This window comes from Gimesia fumaroli, assembly GCF_007754425.1.
In the GTDB taxonomy this organism is placed as follows: domain Bacteria; phylum Planctomycetota; class Planctomycetia; order Planctomycetales; family Planctomycetaceae; genus Gimesia; species Gimesia fumaroli.
Genome location: NZ_CP037452.1, coordinates 5,104,744 through 5,122,854, shown reverse-complemented (window position 1 = coordinate 5,122,854; position 18,111 = coordinate 5,104,744). Strand labels below are relative to the sequence as shown.

Annotated in this window: 16 protein-coding genes; 6 read left to right on the top strand and 10 right to left on the bottom strand. The window is 47.2% G+C overall.

Features of this window, described 5'->3' with window-relative positions:
* Positions 1-340: 340 nt before the first annotated feature.
* The gene (locus tag Enr17x_RS19435; protein WP_145311379.1) at positions 341-691 is read left to right on the top strand and encodes a DUF3467 domain-containing protein; all 351 of its coding nucleotides are present in this window, start codon (positions 341-343) and stop codon (positions 689-691) included.
* A gap of 407 nt (positions 692-1,098) precedes the next feature.
* A complete protein-coding gene (locus Enr17x_RS19430) occupies positions 1,099-3,966 on the top strand; it encodes a 2-oxoglutarate dehydrogenase E1 component (RefSeq protein ID WP_145311378.1) in 2,868 nt (955 codons plus the stop codon).
* Between the two features lie 9 nt (positions 3,967-3,975).
* Here Enr17x_RS19430 and fhcD read toward each other — a convergent pair whose 3' ends face one another.
* The 4 genes from fhcD to surE form a co-directional block, all read right to left on the bottom strand.
* Complete coding sequence (fhcD, locus tag Enr17x_RS19425) at positions 3,976-4,902, bottom strand: formylmethanofuran--tetrahydromethanopterin N-formyltransferase (protein WP_198000682.1); 927 nt, start codon at positions 4,900-4,902, stop codon at positions 3,976-3,978.
* A 78-nt stretch (positions 4,903-4,980) separates the two neighbouring features.
* Positions 4,981-5,652, bottom strand: coding sequence for a response regulator transcription factor (locus Enr17x_RS19420; protein ID WP_145311377.1), 672 nt, complete (start codon positions 5,650-5,652; stop codon positions 4,981-4,983).
* On the bottom strand, positions 5,627-7,675 hold the full coding sequence (locus Enr17x_RS19415; RefSeq protein ID WP_145311376.1) for a PAS domain S-box protein: 2,049 nt from the start codon (positions 7,673-7,675) through the stop codon (positions 5,627-5,629). Before Enr17x_RS19415 ends, Enr17x_RS19420 begins: the two co-directional genes overlap by 26 nt.
* A gap of 166 nt (positions 7,676-7,841) precedes the next feature.
* Positions 7,842-8,645 (bottom strand): 5'/3'-nucleotidase SurE, encoded by an 804-nt coding sequence (gene surE, locus Enr17x_RS19410; RefSeq protein WP_145311375.1) that lies wholly within the window; start codon positions 8,643-8,645, stop codon positions 7,842-7,844.
* Positions 8,646-8,747: 102 nt separating this feature from the next.
* On the opposite strand from surE, the gene Enr17x_RS19405 reads away from it, so the two are divergent.
* Together Enr17x_RS19405 and Enr17x_RS19400 are read left to right on the top strand one after the other, a co-directional pair.
* Entirely contained in the window at positions 8,748-9,383 is a 636-nt protein-coding gene (locus Enr17x_RS19405) for a nucleotidyltransferase family protein (protein WP_145311374.1), read from the top strand.
* A 407-nt stretch (positions 9,384-9,790) separates the two neighbouring features.
* Positions 9,791-11,122 carry a hypothetical protein gene (locus Enr17x_RS19400; protein WP_145311373.1) on the top strand — a complete coding sequence of 444 codons (1,332 nt, stop codon included), beginning with the start codon at positions 9,791-9,793 and terminating at the stop codon, positions 11,120-11,122.
* A gap of 166 nt (positions 11,123-11,288) precedes the next feature.
* Here Enr17x_RS19400 and Enr17x_RS19395 read toward each other — a convergent pair whose 3' ends face one another.
* The 5 genes from Enr17x_RS19395 to Enr17x_RS19375 form a co-directional block, all read right to left on the bottom strand.
* Positions 11,289-11,624 (bottom strand): hypothetical protein, encoded by a 336-nt coding sequence (locus Enr17x_RS19395; RefSeq protein ID WP_390620949.1) that lies wholly within the window; start codon positions 11,622-11,624, stop codon positions 11,289-11,291.
* 413 nt (positions 11,625-12,037) lie between these two features.
* Entirely contained in the window at positions 12,038-12,376 is a 339-nt protein-coding gene (locus Enr17x_RS19390) for a hypothetical protein (RefSeq protein WP_145311372.1), read from the bottom strand.
* Between the two features lie 80 nt (positions 12,377-12,456).
* A complete protein-coding gene (locus Enr17x_RS19385; RefSeq protein ID WP_145311371.1) occupies positions 12,457-12,786 on the bottom strand; it encodes a hypothetical protein in 330 nt (109 codons plus the stop codon).
* An 846-nt stretch (positions 12,787-13,632) separates the two neighbouring features.
* Positions 13,633-13,962, bottom strand: coding sequence for a hypothetical protein (locus Enr17x_RS19380; protein WP_145311370.1), 330 nt, complete (start codon positions 13,960-13,962; stop codon positions 13,633-13,635).
* A gap of 699 nt (positions 13,963-14,661) precedes the next feature.
* Complete coding sequence (locus tag Enr17x_RS19375) at positions 14,662-14,976, bottom strand: hypothetical protein (protein ID WP_315853002.1); 315 nt, start codon at positions 14,974-14,976, stop codon at positions 14,662-14,664.
* 749 nt (positions 14,977-15,725) lie between these two features.
* Between Enr17x_RS19375 and Enr17x_RS19370 the strand changes: the two genes are divergently transcribed.
* A complete protein-coding gene (locus Enr17x_RS19370; RefSeq protein ID WP_145311368.1) occupies positions 15,726-16,595 on the top strand; it encodes a formyltetrahydrofolate deformylase in 870 nt (289 codons plus the stop codon).
* 15 nt (positions 16,596-16,610) lie between these two features.
* On the opposite strand, the gene Enr17x_RS19365 is transcribed toward Enr17x_RS19370, so the two are convergent.
* A complete protein-coding gene (locus Enr17x_RS19365) occupies positions 16,611-17,300 on the bottom strand; it encodes a uracil-DNA glycosylase (protein WP_145311367.1) in 690 nt (229 codons plus the stop codon).
* Between the two features lie 298 nt (positions 17,301-17,598).
* Between Enr17x_RS19365 and Enr17x_RS19360 the strand changes: the two genes are divergently transcribed.
* Positions 17,599-18,078, top strand: a complete 480-nt coding sequence (locus Enr17x_RS19360) for a hypothetical protein (protein ID WP_145311366.1) — start codon at positions 17,599-17,601, stop codon at positions 18,076-18,078.
* Positions 18,079-18,111 lie beyond the last annotated feature (33 nt).

Here is an 18,111-nt window from a genome sequence, read left to right as displayed (position 1 = left end):
GGGCTTTTTAAATCACCATAAGGACGCTTTTTCTCTAATGTAAACTAAATGGCTGCTGTAGGAAAGATGGGGGATGCGTTGCCTTTTAGCAACATGCAGTCAATTTCGTTAATCCAACATGAATGTATTTAAAGACTTTCAAAGTCTGTCCTCTCTTTTCTTGAATACTGAACAATCTGATGTTATGTTTCAGGAGTCTTTGAACAAGTCATGACAAAGCAATCTAACACGGGGGGAAGCTGTTTTTTAAACAGATCGTTTTGATTCCCCATCAGTTCAGGTCCCTATTTCTGGAACCAATTACTTCTTAAGATTTTATAACATTGAGGAGAAACCAAGCGTGAGTGCTAAGAAAGATGAAAAATCAGCTGAAGCTACAACAGAAGCAGCAGGACAGGCGCCAGCTCAACAACAGCAGCAGGTGAAGGTGAACGACGACAACGTCGCAGCCAGCTATGCTAACTTCTGCCGCGTTTCCAGTACTCCAGAAGAATTGATTCTGGACCTGGGTTTAAATCCACAGCCTCTTGATCCTGCGAATACTGAGATCAACGTTGGCCAGCGGATTATTCTGAATCACTACACCGCCAAGCGACTGCTGAGTGCACTTTCAATGGCACTGCAACGTCACGAACAGGCATTCGGAGTTCTGGAAACAGACATTCGTAAACGTGTTGTTCAGAAGTCATAGTACATTCGCAGAATCGCGAATGACAAAGGCTACATCGAAAAGCCGGCCCGATGCGAACTTTTATCGGAGCCGGTTTTTTTGTTGCGCAGTCTGCATTTGTGTTTCGGTATTCAAGGTCTCTGCATTATAATCCAGGCATACATTTGCCTGTTATTCCGGTTTTTCCTGAAATTTTGGATAAAAGATTGGCAGCGGATGAGTAGGAATGCCAAAACGAGTTTGGTAACTTTCACAATGACAGCGCAAGTCAGCTTGAGGAGAGAGCTTTAAAACTCTGATCTTATACAATAGCGTAAAAGAAAACCGTTTAGAACTCGTTTCATCGACAATCCAGTGGTGAATCCCTTGTCTGAGGGGCATCTATGGTATTTTGTCGGTTGTTCGTCTCTAAGCCCGGAGAGGGCACAATGTTAGATAAACCAGATGCAGTTTCATCCCACTTTGACGACAATGGACACTATGAGAGTCAGTTGCCGGAAGAGTTAGTTAACGAAATCAGCTCGGAATCGTTAACGTTCGTTGAAGAGCTGTATGCGAGCTATTTGAAGTCGCCAGGCTCCGTCTCGCAGGAATGGCAGGATTTCTTCGCCCGGTTCCCTCACAAAATCACGCGTAAGCAAAGACCAGGCTTTGGGCCTTCCTTCAAACGTCATACGATGTTCAATCCTCCCGGATCGCAAAAAACGGAAGGAACGGATCGCCAGACAATGAAAATTGCTGATCGACAGGAACGTCTCGATCAGCTGATTCGAAATTATCGAGTCCGGGGACACATTCTGGCATCGCTTGATCCATTGGGGAAAAAACGGTCCACACCTGCCGAGTTAATGCCCGAGTTCTATGATTTTTCCGAACGGGACTATGACCGGATTTTCTCCACATCCACCTTTGGAGGGCCCTCGCAGCGTACGTTGCGAGAAATGATCCAATGGTTAAAGAACACCTACTGCCGATCCATTGGTGCCCAGTTCATGCACATCGACAGTTTGCGCGTTCGCAAGTGGCTGCAAGACCGGATGGAAAGCACCGCGAACTTTCTCAAGTTCGAACGTCCCGAAGCACTGCGGATTTTACGTCGTTTAACAGATTCGGTGGTATTTGAAGAGTTCATTCAGAAGAAATATGTCGGCTTGAAAAGCTTCTCACTGGAAGGAGCAGAAAGCCTGATTCCCCTGCTGGATCTTGCCGTTGAAAAGGCGGGTGAGCAAGGTGTCGATGAGATCGTGTTCGGCATGGCGCACCGTGGCCGCTTGAATGTGCTAACGAATATCATGGGTAAAAAACCGCGTGAAATCTTTCGAGAATATGAAGACTCTGTTCCCGAAATGAGTGTGGGACGCGGCGATGTCAAATATCACTTGGGATATAGTTCTGACTGGATGACCGAATCAGGGCACAATGTCCATCTGACGCTCTGTTTTAACCCGAGCCATTTGGAGTTTGTGAATCCCGTCGCCATGGGCCGGATGCGGGCCAAGCAGGACCGTTGGCAAAATATTGATCGGACCAAAGGTATGGTCCTGTTGATTCACGGTGATGCGGCTTTTGCAGGTGAGGGCGTGGTTCAGGAGAGCCTGAATCTGAGCGAGTTGAAGGGGTATCGAACCGGCGGAACGATTCATGTCGTCGTGAATAATCAGATCGGTTTCACGACAGACCCGGCACAAAGTCGTTCTTCGACCTACGCGACGGATGTCGCGAAAATGCTGCAGATCCCCATCTTCCACGTGAATGGAGAAGATCCGGAAGCAGTCGCTCAGGTCGTCCGACTGGCAATGGACTTCCGTAAGGAATTCCATCGCGATGTTGTCATCGACATGTATTGCTATCGTCGTCGTGGTCATAATGAAGGGGATGAACCTTCTTTCACTCAGCCATTGATGTATGACATTATTAACAATCGTCCCTCTGTACGCGACAGCTTCCTCCAGCGAATGCTGGAACGCAAGTCAGTCACGCAGGAGGACGGAGACCGCCTCCAGGAAGAGAGTATTACCCACCTGGAATCGGAGTTGGCAGCTGCCCGCGTGGATAATTATCCGCATACCGTGGAACTGCCAGCAGGCATCTGGGCCGGATATCGCGGGGGCGAAGAGCTTCCCGCCGATCAGATCGATACGGGAGTTCCGGAAGAAAGTCTGATCAACCTGTTATTAAAACAGACTGAATTTCCAGAGGGTTTCACACCGCATAAGAAAATTCAGCGGTTACTGCGCATTCGTAGGGAAATGGCAGAAGGTGAGCGTAAATTAGATTGGGGTGCAGCGGAATCTCTAGCCTTTGCTTCCTTATTGACCGAAGGCTATCGGATTCGTGTGAGTGGTCAGGATGCACAACGTGGTACATTCAGTCACCGCCATGCCGTGATACATGATGTCAAAACCGGGAAAAAATATACGCCACTCAAACATCTGGTGGCAGGGCAGGGACCGGTCGAGTTTGTCAACAGCCCGCTTTCGGAAGCGGGCGTACTCGGTTTCGATTATGGTTACAGTTTAGACTGTCCCGATGGTCTGATTGTCTGGGAAGCCCAGTTCGGTGATTTCTGTAATGCAGCCCAGGTGATTATCGATCAGTTTATCGTCAGTGCCGAAGATAAATGGCAGCGTTACAGTGGCATCGTGATGCTCTTGCCACACGGATTCGAAGGGCAGGGACCAGAACACTCCAGTGCGCGATATGAACGATTTTTGCAGATGGCTGCGGAAAACAACATTCAAATCGCAGTTCCCACAACGCCCGATCAATTCTTCCACTTGCTCAGACGTCAGATGATTCGCAAATGGCGCAAGCCACTCATTGTGATGACGCCCAAAAGTCTACTGCGCCATCATGACGCCGTCTCCAGCTTTTCTTCAATGAGTTCGGGATCATTTTTCAAGGTCATTGCCAACACGACAGACATTGAACCTCAACAGGTCACCCGGATTTTACTGTGCACCGGAAAGATCTATTACGATTTGAATGAGCATCGAAAACAGGCAGAACGCGATGATATAGCCATTATTCGGATGGAGCAACTCTATCCGATTCCCAAAGCTGAGCTTGAAGAGGCGTTAGCGCCTTATCCGGAAGGAACTCCCGTGTACTGGGTCCAGGAAGAACCGGAAAACATGGGAGCCTGGCAATTCATCTATTGTCGCTTTAAAGGAAATCTGTTTGGCCGCCATCCTCTGCAGGGCGTCTATCGTCAGGCAAGTGCCAGCCCAGCGACTGGGTCCAGCAGGAGCCACCAGTTCGAGCAGGAAATGCTGATCTCAGAAAGTTTCCGCTAAGCGACAATCTTACAGGCCAGAGGTCTTCACGAGGTCCTTCAGGTGAAAATGGTGTTTTCCTAACTTTCCACCATAGTTTCCTGCTGTGATTTCCAGAACCCCTGGTTGTTGGCTGATGGCAATTAAACCAGCCTGCATTGCCTGCTGCACCGCGTCGAATGAGTCTCCATCGATAACGATTTCGTAAACACAGCCGGTACCCTCAGGCAGTTCTGATGTGGTCTGTGCGCGTACCGTCGGGCAGTAGGCATCGTTGGTACTGGCTTTCAGTTTGGTATAGCGTGAGCCGACTTTGCTGCCGCTTCGAACGATCCCTCCGGGGAAAGGCAGAATGATCTGTTCCAATGTCTGCATGGCGGCAACAGCGGCTTCTGTCGCTAGCAGCCCTTTTTTTTGATCCGTCGCACAGATGAGCAGGTTGCCTCCTGCCACTCCTTTGAATGTGCCAACCCGATCTTCACAAACGAATTCCCCATCCATCACGGGTATTCGCCAGAGCCGGCGGTTGCCCCATTTCTTGGAAACCTGAAAGCCATCTCCAAAAAAGCGGAGCTGGCTTCCCAGTGCGATCTCTTTTTCCGGATCAGAGTCGGTCAGCCCGGAATAACAGGCGGTTGTGGGACAGGTGAGAATGCATTGGCCCACCCGGTTCGTGACTGCTTTTTCCAAAGCAGAACGGCTGAATGCGAAAAACATCAGGCTGACCCCTGGCCGTCCATCTGGACTTTCTTCAGGAGTCAGAAATTTTTCGACACCGGCTTCCGCATCACAGGCGATAACACTTGTGGCATAGCCACTGACCTCGGCTGCTGCAATTTTGACCCAGGACTCTGTCAGTGCCGTCACAATAATTCGAGTTCCTACGGTCGTGAATGCTTCTGCAAACGTGTCACAAATGGGAACGCCATTCAATTCCAGTTCAGTTTGAGTATTCAAATTTGTTCCCAGTCGATGTCAAAAAAATTAGATTTCAGTCGAGTCTGCAGGCTGTATTCCGTGTTTTTTAGTACAAAGTCAGAGCTGTCTGGAGCCGGCTGGCGCGGTCCCTTGAATTTGCAAATCCATTTGAATCAGCTTGGGAACGCTTTTGACCTGCATTTTTTTCATGATTTTAGCACGGTGTGCTTCCACTGTTTTAAAGCTGACGGTCAGTTTCTCTGCAATCTCGCGGCTGGAAAGACCGGACACAACATACTCCATCACTTCCCGCTCCCGGCGGGTCAGCGATTCTTTTCGCTCAATGAGCTCTTTGTTTTGTAACCGCGCCTGCTTATTTTTGATATCCTGCTCGATTCCTTTTTGAATGTAATCCAGCAAAACCTGATCACTCACTGGTTTTTCTAAAAAGTCAATTGCGCCCGCTTTCATGGCACGCACTGCCATCGGAACATCGCCGTATCCAGAGACGATAATTACGGGAATATCATATCCCCGTTCGCGGAGTTTCTCCTGGAGTTCCAGGCCGCTCATGCCCGGTATGCGAACGTCCAGAACAAGACAGCCAGGAGAATCGGGAGAATAACTTTCCAGAAACTCGCTGGCCAGTTCATGGGTCTGAACTTTGAGACCGACGGATTCGATAAGCCACCGGAGTGATTTTCGTATTGCCGGATCGTCATCAACTACAAATACAGTCGCTTCCTGATTGATTGTCATAACGTCAGAAACCACGATGATTATCTCCATTGATTGCAGGCAGAGTTATGAAAAAACTCGTCCCTTTTTTATTTCGACGAGGGTGTAGTTTGCCGCCGTGCGCTTCTATAATTGTCTGGCTAATGGACAAGCCTACCCCTAGTCCTTTTTGTTTAGTTGTATAGAACGTTTCGAAGATAGATTTTTCTTCCTCTTTTTTCAAACCTATTCCACTATCAGTTACACAAATAACCAGATTTCCATCCTGGTCCCTATCTGATTGAATGATCAGTTTTCGTTCTTCGACGGGTATCTCCGCCATGGCTTCGATGGCATTTATGATAAGATTGACCAGTACCTGTTCAATTTGAATGGCATCGCCAATTGTCTGCAGTGGGCCCGGACTTAATTCCAGGTGTAATGTCACAAAGTTTCGTTGTATTTCGTGTTCCAGTAATGAAATTGAATTCTGGATCACCCCGTTCAGATCGAGTGGCTTGTGTTCGACATCACTCTTCTGGACATGACGACGCAGGCGTTTGATAGTTTCGCTGGCACGCTGGGCCTGGCGCGACATTTCTTCCAGTGGTTCGATTAACTTATCCAGGCTGGTTGTCCCGGATCGAATCCGGCGGATACAACCATTGGTGTAATTGTTGATGGCCGCGAGTGGCTGATTCAATTCGTGGGACAATTCTGCTGCCAGTTCACCCATGGTCGACAGGCGGGAAAGATGCGCGAGTTCAGCACGACGTCGCACCAGCTCCTGCTCAGCCTGTTTCTGGTGTGTGATATCGGTGGCAATAACCATCGCAGCGATAATGATGCCCCCACTCACCATGGCCCCTACACGACAGGAATAGAGGGCTTTCTTTCCCTCGGTGTTGAGGCCTTCCGTTTCCATGACTTGGGGAGTGCCAGTCTGGAAGACTTCTTGCAGGATCTGTTTAGCTTTAGAGATGTCCTCGGTCTTCATGTATTGGAAGATGGATGACCCAATAATCTCTTCCATTCCCAACGATGCGATCTTGTGGTTGACGTAGAGGATGGTACCATCACGGTCCAGGGTCAAAATCGTATCGGGGGCGTTGGTAACCAGAGAGCGCCATTTGGCTTCAGTCTGCTGTAGTGCACGATAGAGCCGATTCCGTTTTTTATACTCTTCGTTCAGAATGGAATGTGCGTGTTGAAGTTCAGCTGTTCGAGATACGACTCTGGCTTCGAGGTGCTCATTTAATTTTTCCAGGTCTTCCAGTGCCTGATGTTCTCCGGTAACATCTTTAACACAGGAGAGTAGCAGGTTTTCGCCCCGAAAATAAATCTGGACTGCCGACAATAAGGCACAGATTCGGGCGCCTTTCGGGTTCACAAAATCGAAAAACAGTTCCCGCGCTGTGCCCTCCTGTTTTACCTGTTCAATCATTTTCTGGCGTTTGTCTTTGTTCGGCCAGAAACCAATGTCCAAAGCACTTTGTCCCAGGATATCTTCCCGGCTGCATTGCAGGGCAGACAGAAAGCCCTCATTAACTTCAACGAAAATTCCCGTTTCCATTTCCGTGATGCACATCGCAATCGGGTTGACCTGGAAGATTTTACTGAATCGTTCCTCGGAGAGTCGCAGTTCCTCTTGCGAAAGCGTTTTTTCTGTAATATCCGTTGCCACGGACAGAAAACCATCCACATCTCCCTGCTCGTCAAACAGGGGCGTGTATTCTACGTCTAAAATCAGGTTATCAAACGATCTTTCCAAGCGTAATGCTTCACCTCTCAACGTTTTTCTGAAGATAGAGATCAACTCCGGATCATCGGAATACTCTTCAAAGATAGACCTGCCAACCCATTCACCAGGTTGATAGCCTACCTTTCTCAATCCTCCTCCTTCTGAGAAGGTCACAATTCCGTTCCGATCGACGGCCCAGATAATCAACGGCGTATTGGCGAGAATATTCCTGAGCAGTTGATGATCGATTTGCACCAGATTCTGCAAAAAGTCGCTGGTTTTCAACTCCGTAACATTCACTCCCGGAAACGGAGAATCGACCGGGGGATTTTGAAGCGATTTTTTCTGTGTCACTGCTTACCTCTTAATCGCATTGGAAAGAACGTCCTGGAGAGTCGTGGTTAGCAGGAGTAAATTTTGAAACTGAAAAAATCAATCAAATGAAAATGGATTCACTAACGTCAATGGTAACTGGAATTGAAGCCGAATGTCAAATTTTGCACCCCGATTCAGCTGACCGTCATCCTGGATTTTGTAAATCCAGATCGAGTTCTCGGTTAGTCTCTCCGTTTAATGTTTCATTGAGTAATGTATGATCGGTGAGATCAAACTTGAGCGGAGTGACCGTTACAAAGCCTTCGGATAACTCCTGTATGTCGGTGCCTGCTTCCAGTCGGTGGTTACTAATGGGATCCAGACCACTCCAGTAGTAAGGGCGTCCTCGTGGGTCGATGCGTTTTTCCATCACATCAAAGTGTCGTTTGACGCCGAGTGATGTCCATTTCACGCCGCGTGGCCATTCTGGTTTCGTTTCCGGAAAATTCACATTCCAGAGTCTATTGGAACCTGAGTTTTCCTGTAATAGTTTTTTGATGATTGGAATACTCTGTTCTGCATATTGATCATAGTCAGGTTTGATGTCATTCGAAAAACTACTGGCGGCGGAAATGGCGATCGAGGTGATGCCGGCAAAAGCACCTTCAATCGCACCGGCGACGGTTCCCGAATACAGTACATTGATTCCTACGTTCGACCCGGAATTGATCCCGCTCACTATCAGATCGGGGCGTTTAGGGCAGAATTCCAGGATTCCCAGTTTGACACAATCTGCCGGACTGCCGGCAACGGCCCAGCCCCAGTGCTGTTCCTCTTCGAATTCCTGATGTATCATCAGTGGATGAAGATAGGTGATACTTAAGCCGACGCCACTCTGCTCAGATAAAGGGGCAACGACTTCGACATCGCCCAGCTGGGTGAGCGCCTTTTGCAGGCTTCGAATCCCAGGGGCATGAATTCCGTCATCGTTGGTTAATAAGATTTGCACTAAACTACCTCAAGTAATAAGAGAGAGCAGGGGGCTCAGTTTGCGAGCGGCCCTGTGGTTTTCAGTATTTCTGTTTGAACAAGTCATTGATATTTTATCCGAATGAGCAACGTAAATACACCGCCACGACTGTTTGTCATTATTCCGGCTGCTGGCAGGAGCCGCCGCATGGGTACACACAAACTGCTGCTGACACTTGGTAAGGAAACCGTAATCCAGCGACTGGTTCACGGATTAAGTGCGCCGTTTATTACCCGGATTGTGATTGTAACCCGCAAGGATGATGAGCGATTGAAAGATCATCTTTCCGATATGGATCTGGATTTGATTCAACCAGAAGTAGATCCGCCCGATATGAAACAAAGCGTTCAAATTGGTCTGGAGTGGATTGAAGCCCACTATCAACCTGAAGAACAGGACAGCTGGCTGTTAATCCCCGCAGATCATCCGGTCCTCAAGCGTGAGGTGCTTGAAGTACTTTATCAGGCCTGGGAGCAATGCGAGGCAGACGTCATGGTTCCGACCTTTCAGAATCAAAAAGGACATCCCGCATTTTTTCGCTGGTCCGTTTCCAGAGACGTCTTTGCGCTTCAGAATGATGAAGGAATCAATGCATTATGGAAGAATCATGGGATTCAACCCAAATTGTTCGAATGCGATTTTCCGGAAATTCTGATTGATCTGGATACGCCTGCAGATTTCGAATCGGTACAGCAGCAATTTTCTGAAGATTTCTGAACCTGAATGCATCCAACCATTTAGATGCCTGGATGCCAGACGTTTTTGGGTCCCGGTCTACTGTTGTGTTTCGGGCTCATGTTGCTATCTGACAATAGTTTAACGCGCACCTGTGTTGCTTTTGTGAAACTTTGCAGGTGATAACGATTGTAAAGTGAAAGCGCGATCGACCTCTTAACTAAAAAGTTATATCCCCCTTTTTTCCTCAAGTTACCAAAACTATGTGATCTATGCTTGAGTGCTAGATAGAACAATCCGATGCGATTTTGTTTTTTCCATACGAGACGTCAGCTTTTGATTTGCATCTTTTTTCAGGTCATGTCAATAATGCAGGCAGTCATGTATGAAATGGAAATTCGGAAAACGCACACTTTCATCATGTGACGCACTTTTTTGGAGGGGGAAAAATGAGAAAGACTTTAGCCTTGGCATTTGCCGCTGTGGCAATGCTGGCTGTCAGCGATTCAGCACAAGCCTGCAGGTATTTTGGAGCAGCCAGTTATAACTGTTGCCCCACTGTTGCCTGTCAACCAACGGCCTGTTACACCGCTTGTCGTGTTGAGCGGAAAACATGCTACCGTACAGTATACGACCGGGTTTTAGAACCTCAGCAGTATACGGCTTATCGTACTGAATACGAGACAGTCTACGAAGACAAGAAACAAACCTGTTATCGCATGGTGAATGAAACGGTTTACCGCGATGTCGAATATACGGTACAGAAACCGGTATATCAAACATCGGAACGTGAAGAACGTTACACTGTGCGACGCCCTGTTGTCGAGACTAAGTATCGCGATTGCAGTTATCAGGTACAGCGCCCTGTCTGGGAAAATCATGAGCGGGAGTGTCGTCGTACCGTGATGCGACCGGTTGTGGAAACAATCGAGCAGGAATGCCGCCAGACGGTGATGCGTCCTGTTACGGAAACCGTGAACCAGGAACGTTGCTACACGGTGATGAAACCCGTGACCACGTACCGTACCGTGCACCGTTTACGGGGCGTTTGGGAAACCAAACAGATTCAAAAACGGGGCAAATGTCGTCCTTGTTGGACGACGGATGCCTGTGGCGTTCCCCGGATGACCATGGTTCAGGTTCCCGGCAGAACACACTGTCGGAAAGTCTGGCGACTGAAAAGAGTCGCTTGCCAGGTTCCTTGTACGCAATACGTTCCCCAGGTGGTTCGTCAGAGCTGTCCGGTTCAGGTGACACGTTATGTGCCTGAAGTGATCGTTAAAAAGGTTCCTGTCAAAGTCTGTAAAATGGTACCGGAAGTGGTTGTCACCAAGGTTCCTTACCGGACTTGTCGCTGGGTCACGGAAACGGTTGCTCAGAAAGTTCCTTACCAGACCTGTAACTGGGTTTGTGAAGAACGAGTCCGTAAAGTTCCCGTGCAAACCTGTAAAATGGTTTCAGAGAAATGCACCCGCAAAGTTGCTGAGTGCATCACTCGGAAAGTTCCGTTCACAGTCACACACCGTGTTGCTCGTTGCGTACCAAAACAGGTACCAGTTAATTGCACACGCTATGTTTCCAAGTGTGTGGCTCGTAAGGTTCCTTACGAAGTTTGCACAATGGTTCCCCAAACGGTCTGTCCGACGACTGCCTGTGCAACCGGCAATTGTGGGCTGGTACCTCAAAGTCGGGAATCAGCAAAACCAGTGGTTCCGGAACCACTGCCAGAACCAGAAGCAAATCCCAAATCGGCACCAGAAAAACCAGATGTTTCTGCATAGTCGACTTTGCGATTCGCTTGTGAAGTAAACGAATAGAGGCAGGTTTCATTTGAAACTTGCCTCTATTTTTATATTCCCTGCAGGGAATGATCGACGAAAAGCAATCAAACTCTTTTCTGTCTAAATGACTGCCTAAGAATCCAGGCAGTCAATTCAGTGTCAAGGCTTAATAGCCACCTTCAGATCGCAGGCCTTCTGCCCCACAGACGATGTCGCAGCTTGTGTTCAAGTCACAATCGTCAAAGGCATCGTCAAATTCACTGCCCATGTAATAGCTTTTGGTTTTGCCGTGGCTGCCTGACCAGAAACCGGTGAAGGCGTACGTCTGGTTCAGCGCACCAATTGCGTTGGAAACGTCGTTCAATTCCGTGTTCACGGCGACGGCAACTTCGCTTAAGCCAACGATCATTGCCAGGACAGCGATCGTTAAGACCAAAACTAATTCGGCTGAAATGATGAAACCTGCTTCGTCATTGTACAAACGGCGTACGATACCTAACATTTGAGAGTCCCCTTAACTTAGTTGTAGAGCGTGCCTGAACTTCGATTAAACGATGTTCGGCACTGTGAGAGAGTGTTTGTTTTCGTGAGAGAGTGTTTTTACGTTTCAGTCAATTTTGTTTGAACATGCATTCAAAACATCGACCTGACGAAACTAAACGCAGACTGTGTGCCAGAACAGCACCAATGAGGAAATCCGCGTTCGAAAGAGCAGGCTTATCTCTTTTGTTACCCTTTGTTTACGTCTTTTCTGTTAGGGTAAACGCCGGGAAACCAGGGGGAGCGCGATTGGTCCCGGATGTTAAGTGGGTTGAACACATTTTTTAAACAAAGTGTAAGTCTCTCTAATCGTAAAAAAAGAACCGGCGGGGATCCCACCGGTTCTCTGAGAGAGTTGAGTTGTTACAGTTGGAATTACGGAGTGACACTTTCAGAAGCAGTCACGGCGTTTGTTCCTGTCACCAGATCACAGGACGTGTTCAGATCACAGTCATCGACTGCATCATGAAACGCGGAACCAGCGTAGTGACTTTTCGCTTTACCTTCACAGAACGTGCTGGCAGTAAAACCGGTATAAGCATAACTCTGATTCAGTGCCCCGATCGCATTTGAGACATCGTTTAATTCGGTGTTTACAGAAATAGCGACTTCACTCAGTCCGACAATCACAGCCAGCACAACGATGGTCAGCACCAGAACCAGTTCTGCTGAAATTACAAATCCACTTTCATCTTGCCATAAAGCCCGCATCATGATTTTTTATCCCCCATTTGGAAAAAAACTCTGTTCAGGAAGCTCCTGAACAGAGTTTGTGAATTTGATCGTAATCAAAATTACGGAGTAACTGATTCAGAAGCAGTTACAGCAGTTGAACCTGTTACCAGATCGCAAGTGGTGTTCAGGTCGCAGTCATCGACAGCGTCGTTGAAACGTGAACCAGCGTAGTGGCTCTTGTTTTTTCCACCTGTTCCAGCGAAACCAGTGTAAGCATAGCTCTGGTTCAGTGATCCGATTGCGTTTGAAATGTCGTTCAATTCAGTGTTAACAGCAACAGCAACTTCGCTCAGTCCGACGATCATAGCCAGTACAGCGATGGTCAAAACGAGTACTAATTCTGCGGAAATTACGAAACCTGCTTCATCGTTCCAAAGTTGATTTAACATACTAGTGAGTTCCTTGGTTTTTTCTTAAATTTAGTTGAGAGACGATTTGCGGATCGATTTTTCAAAATGAAAAACGGATCCAAAACGAAGAGATCCATATCACAAGAGCAATATTTCTCTCAAAGCCAGAGTCAGAGACAACGCTCCATTCAGGCACATTTGTGAAATTACCGGCCAGTAATTTCACGGTACAAACTGCAGTATTGTTTTCCTAAATATCTTTAAATGCACACGTTATGACCCGCGGAGCAATGGAAGCCCAAAATGGTGCCAATGGCATCATTCGCATTGAATGCTCTCTCACCTTCATGCAATGCAGTTAGCTCCTCTTCTTCTTTCGGGGACAAATCGCAAGAAATAGAAGAAGCCTCAACACGGGTCACAACGCTGCGAATCAATATGTGATCATAAACCAACCAGACGTCCTGGTTTTTTCAATTCGATTCAACTTGTTATGCTCAGCCCATAACGCAGTCGGTGTGCCAGACAAAAAAAGAAACATTGATGCCAGAAGTCCACAAAGCGTGTGGAGAGAAAGAAACACATCTTTGGAATCGCTATAAATGTAATCAAAGATAGAATTTACATAGATAGTCGATGAGAGAGTCATAAAGACGTAGAAAGATTGATTGGTTGTCTTCCGGCAACACAGGCTATCAAAAATCTTGAACAGTCTGTTAAAACGACTGTCAATCAGTTGAGCGAATTATTATACATCGTCTCCGAATCGCCCTGGGTATGGCTTGCCAGGTCGTCAATTCAGAGTGACTAAGTCATTTTGAGAGAACTCTGCTCAGGATGATACCTGAACAGAGTTTTCGTAATTACTATGAACTAAAACTAATACTAAGGAGTAATAGCTTCAGAAGCGGTAACGATGGCAGTACCAGTTACCAGGTCACATGTGGTGTTCAGGTCACAGTCATCAGTAGCGTCGTTAAACCGTGAACCGGCATAAAAGCTCTTGCTTTTTCCACCATTTCCAGTGAAACCAGTATAAGCATAGCTCTGGTTCAGGGCTCCGATTGCGTTTGAAATATCGTTTAATTCAGTGTTTACAGCGACAGCGACTTCGCTCAGTCCAACGATCATGGCCAGAACGGCGATAGTCAGAACGAGAACTAATTCCGCAGAAATTACGAAACCAGCTTCGTCATTCCAAAGTTGTTTCAACATGTTTGAGTTCCTTGTTTTTAAACTTGAGAGTAAAAGGTGTTCGATTCAGATCGAGAAATCTGAATCGAGAGAGACCACGTATGCATGATTTTTCGCATACGCTTCCGCATCTGTTATCAGCCGTCCAGATAAGCAAACTAGTTGCTTGTCAGAATACTTCCAATAACTGAGAATTCAGGAATACCAAACAACGATCTAAGCACCGGTAACTCAAACTGTGTTTGGAGATAGAACCCTCAACATAGGGGCCAATTCATAGAATTCCCATTATGCTCTTGATGATTGCATAGATCATGCCAGAGGAATAATCTTTACAAACCCTCCAATGCACAGATACGGAAATTTGTGCCTAACACCTTTTACCTCTCAAGTTTAACAATCATTCATCCAGATAAACCCTGGATAGAATGTGGAGCAGAACTAATATTTTGTAAGAGATCTTAAACACCGCTTTACATTTTCTGTTTATGATGTCCTACAAATCGATTTATTGATCATAATCTGTTTAATTTGCTTGAAAGCGGGTTGACTCTCAAGTTGAATACAAAAACCAGAGTCAGTCGTAAAACTTGATTTCGCTAATGATTCAGAACTGCCAGAAGAAAAAATGATTGGTTCGAGCAGGGTCTCCGGAAGAGCCGAATCTCTCCCGGAGACCTCGACTAGTTAAGATCAGGTCACTTTCTCGAACGGATCAGCTTACCTTAAGATGCCGCCTTCAGAACTTGATCTGCTTGCTGGTATCAACAAATCACAGGTCGTGTTTAAATCACAGTCATCAATTGTATCAGTGAACTTTGAGCCAAGGTATAAAGATTCATTTCCCTCAAAACCTGTGGCAATGAAACTTTGATTGAATGATCCAAAGGCATTCGAAAGATCGTTTAGTTCTGTGTTCATAGCGACGGCAATCTGGCTGAGGCCGACGACCATCGCCATGCAGCCGATGGTAAGAACGAGAACAATTTCTGCGGCGATAATGAAACCGGCTTCATTTTTCCAGAATTGATTCATCATAATTGAGTTCCTTTTTAGAGAGGACAAAGATTTGGTCCAAGATTGAGGAATCTTGAGCCGAGAGAATCTGTCAGGTATGGATGATTCCATACACTTCAGCAATTGCGAGTGAGAATCAGCTGCAGTCTGAATGACTGGCTGGAGGACCCACTAACCAGGAAACTCAGGTGAACCAAACGAAGATGTGAGAACCGGTTCACTCACATTGCGTTTGGGGTTAGGCCTTTATTTGTAGGCTTGTTTCATTGAATTTCCCAAACTGCTAAACTGAATAAAAAAGCAGAGCGCATGCCAAACAGGGGGGCTTTATAAACGATCCAGATCGCAATTTTAGAAAAGTCTTCACAATCACTTTTATTGACACTGTTTAGTGGATGTATAGGTGATTTTGTATCTGTTCTAATGGATACATGAAGTGGATTATACAGTGAACGTTTTTGTATAATTTGTGATACGAAATGATCAGGGAGAGTTAATTATTTGTTCATAATTTAATACGGATGACAAAACGAAATGAGTGTAACCCCTCCTATAGTAGGTGTTTACTTAATAAACGACTTTAAGAAGACTACCAATGCACGAAGAGGGGCGATGAGACGAATGTGTAGATGATGCCATACAGAAACTGCTCCTGCTTCTGAGTTTATTTCAGTAAGGAACGCACCCATGTGTTAAAGTTAAGTACGAGATGTTTTGTGTCGTGGCACACGTGTGAATGAATCCACTTAGAAAGCGTTTTCAATAATATGCAGGTTACTATTACCGCCGTTGGTCCGGACAATCGTGGTTTGGCCGACCCCATCGTGCATTATGTCACTGGCGTGGGGGCGAATATTCACGAAATTCAAATGTATGACCATGATTCCGAGCATCTATTCGCGATGTTGCTGCGAATCGACTGGCCTACAGATGTGGAACCTATTGCTGTTCTGCGCGAGCGGATCATGCAGATCGGCACGCAAAAGGGACTGACGCTACGAGTCTGGGCACGTGATGAGCATGATCGCCCCCCCCGCGTTGCCATTTGCACGACCTACCGCAGCGAACCCGCGGAAGCGGTGCTGAATGCCATCCAGGAGGGCGTGATCAAAGCAGAACCCGCTGTGATTATTGGAAACCGGGACCGTTGTCAGTCGCTAGCCGAAAAGCATCAGGTTGATTTTCATAATATCGGCGATGAACGCGGCAATCCGGACAATACACGCATGGTCGAACTGTTTGACTCTTATGAGGTCGATTATGTGTTGCTGGCCCGTTACATGCGCGTCTTACCCCCCAGCATATGCTGGAGTTTTGCTGGCGGGAGAATCATCAATCTGCATCATGGGCTGCTTCCGTCCTATCCGGGTTTCCAGCCTTACGAAGATGCATTCAGCCATCATATGTTGACGTTTGGCGCCACCATTCATTTTATTATTCCCGAGCTGGACGCGGGCAATCAGATTATCCACCAGAACGCGTTTACGGTTTCCCCGGGGACTTCGTTGAAAGAGATTAAGCGGATCGGCGAAACTGAGCATGAGCCGGAATGTCTCGTGGAAGGGGTCCGCCGTGTTGTGGATCGTGAAGTTGAACTCCACTTTCACCGTGTGGTAGGCATGGAAGATCGGAAATAAAGCGGCCTTAATCGCCTACGCACTTGCTTTCAATTTCGTCTTGACCAGCTTAAAGACTGAATCGAACATGGGCTCGGTCAGCCGCCCGGTGAACGTGTTCTGCTGGCTCGGGTGATAACTGCCAACGAGCCAGTGTCCGTCGGGAAACTGAAATGAGGCACCGTGTGAGAAGGTGGGCCTTTTGCCGTCCCATTTGCCTTGGCGTTTTTTGAAATCCAGCACTGCTTTCCAGCCGATCTGACCTAACGCCAGGAAGACTTTGACGGGAAGCAGGTCAACGGTCTGTTCCAGCCAGGGATGACAGTTTTCAACTTCCTCACGTGTCGGTTTATTCGCCGGCGGGGCACAATGACAGGTGGCGGTGATGACACAGTTTTTCAACTCTAATCCATCATCGATGCGCTCCGCCTGAGGTTGATTCGCGAACCCCGCTTTGAACAATGCCCGATACAGCCAGTCCCCACTGCGGTCTCCCGTAAACATTCTTCCGGTACGATTTGCCCCGTGTGCTGCCGGCGCGAGACCCACAATGAGCAGTTCTGCTTGCGGATCACCAAAATTAGGCACCGGTTTGCCCCAGTAGTCCCAGTCCTTGAAGGATTTGCGTTTTTCGGCGGCGATTTTTTGGCAATGTGTCAGTAATCGTTCACATTTTGTGCAGTCTACGATGTTCTGGTTCAGCTGATTCCACTTCAATTCAGGCATCAATTCCTCTTTCCTTCAAGCTCATTCATTGAAATTGTCGGATTGTGACCGTTGTGATACTTAGTCCAGTTAAGCAGATTAAATGCGACCTATCTGGAATACCAATACCAGCAAACAGGCGAGACAGTCAAACCGGACTCTATATTTAAAGAGAACATTTTAAAATCCAGGCTTGAAAAGCCGTCCAATTCCACTCTACGATAGTGTCACAGCGCTACGTATCCCGGTTTTGTGTCGGCACGGCGTTTGTCAATGATATTCCGCTTTTGAATTTCAGCCCATTTCAGGAACAGCGATTGTGTCGAAACTACAACTCCCTCTGATGTCACTGGTGGCGGCAATCCCCGGCGGTCTTTTGACTTACCTGCTGGTGATGGCATTTCTGAATCATGCAGAAGCCATGTCAACTACGCTGCTGGGTGTGGCAGGACTGACGCTGTTGCTGAGCGGTTTTCTGACGATCTTACCCGTCGGTGCCTTGATCTTTGGCCCCAAGGGCGCCTCGAAGAAAAAATCCAAAAGCAAAGACGAACCCGAACTCGAAGCGGATGAGGAAGACGAAGACGATTTCGTCTCCGATTCGGCAGCCGAGCTTTCTGATGAATTCGCTGAAGACGAATTTGAAGAAGATGACGATATGCTCGCCTCAGGCGATGACCTCGACTTTGGCGAAGTCGACGAGTTAAGCGACAGTGAAATCAGCGGTGAAATCGAAGAAGAAGAATTTGATTTCAGCGATGAGTACGAATTCGATGATGAGGATGAAGAGGACAAGTAACGGGCCATTGCCCTCTTTCATTCTCATTATCAT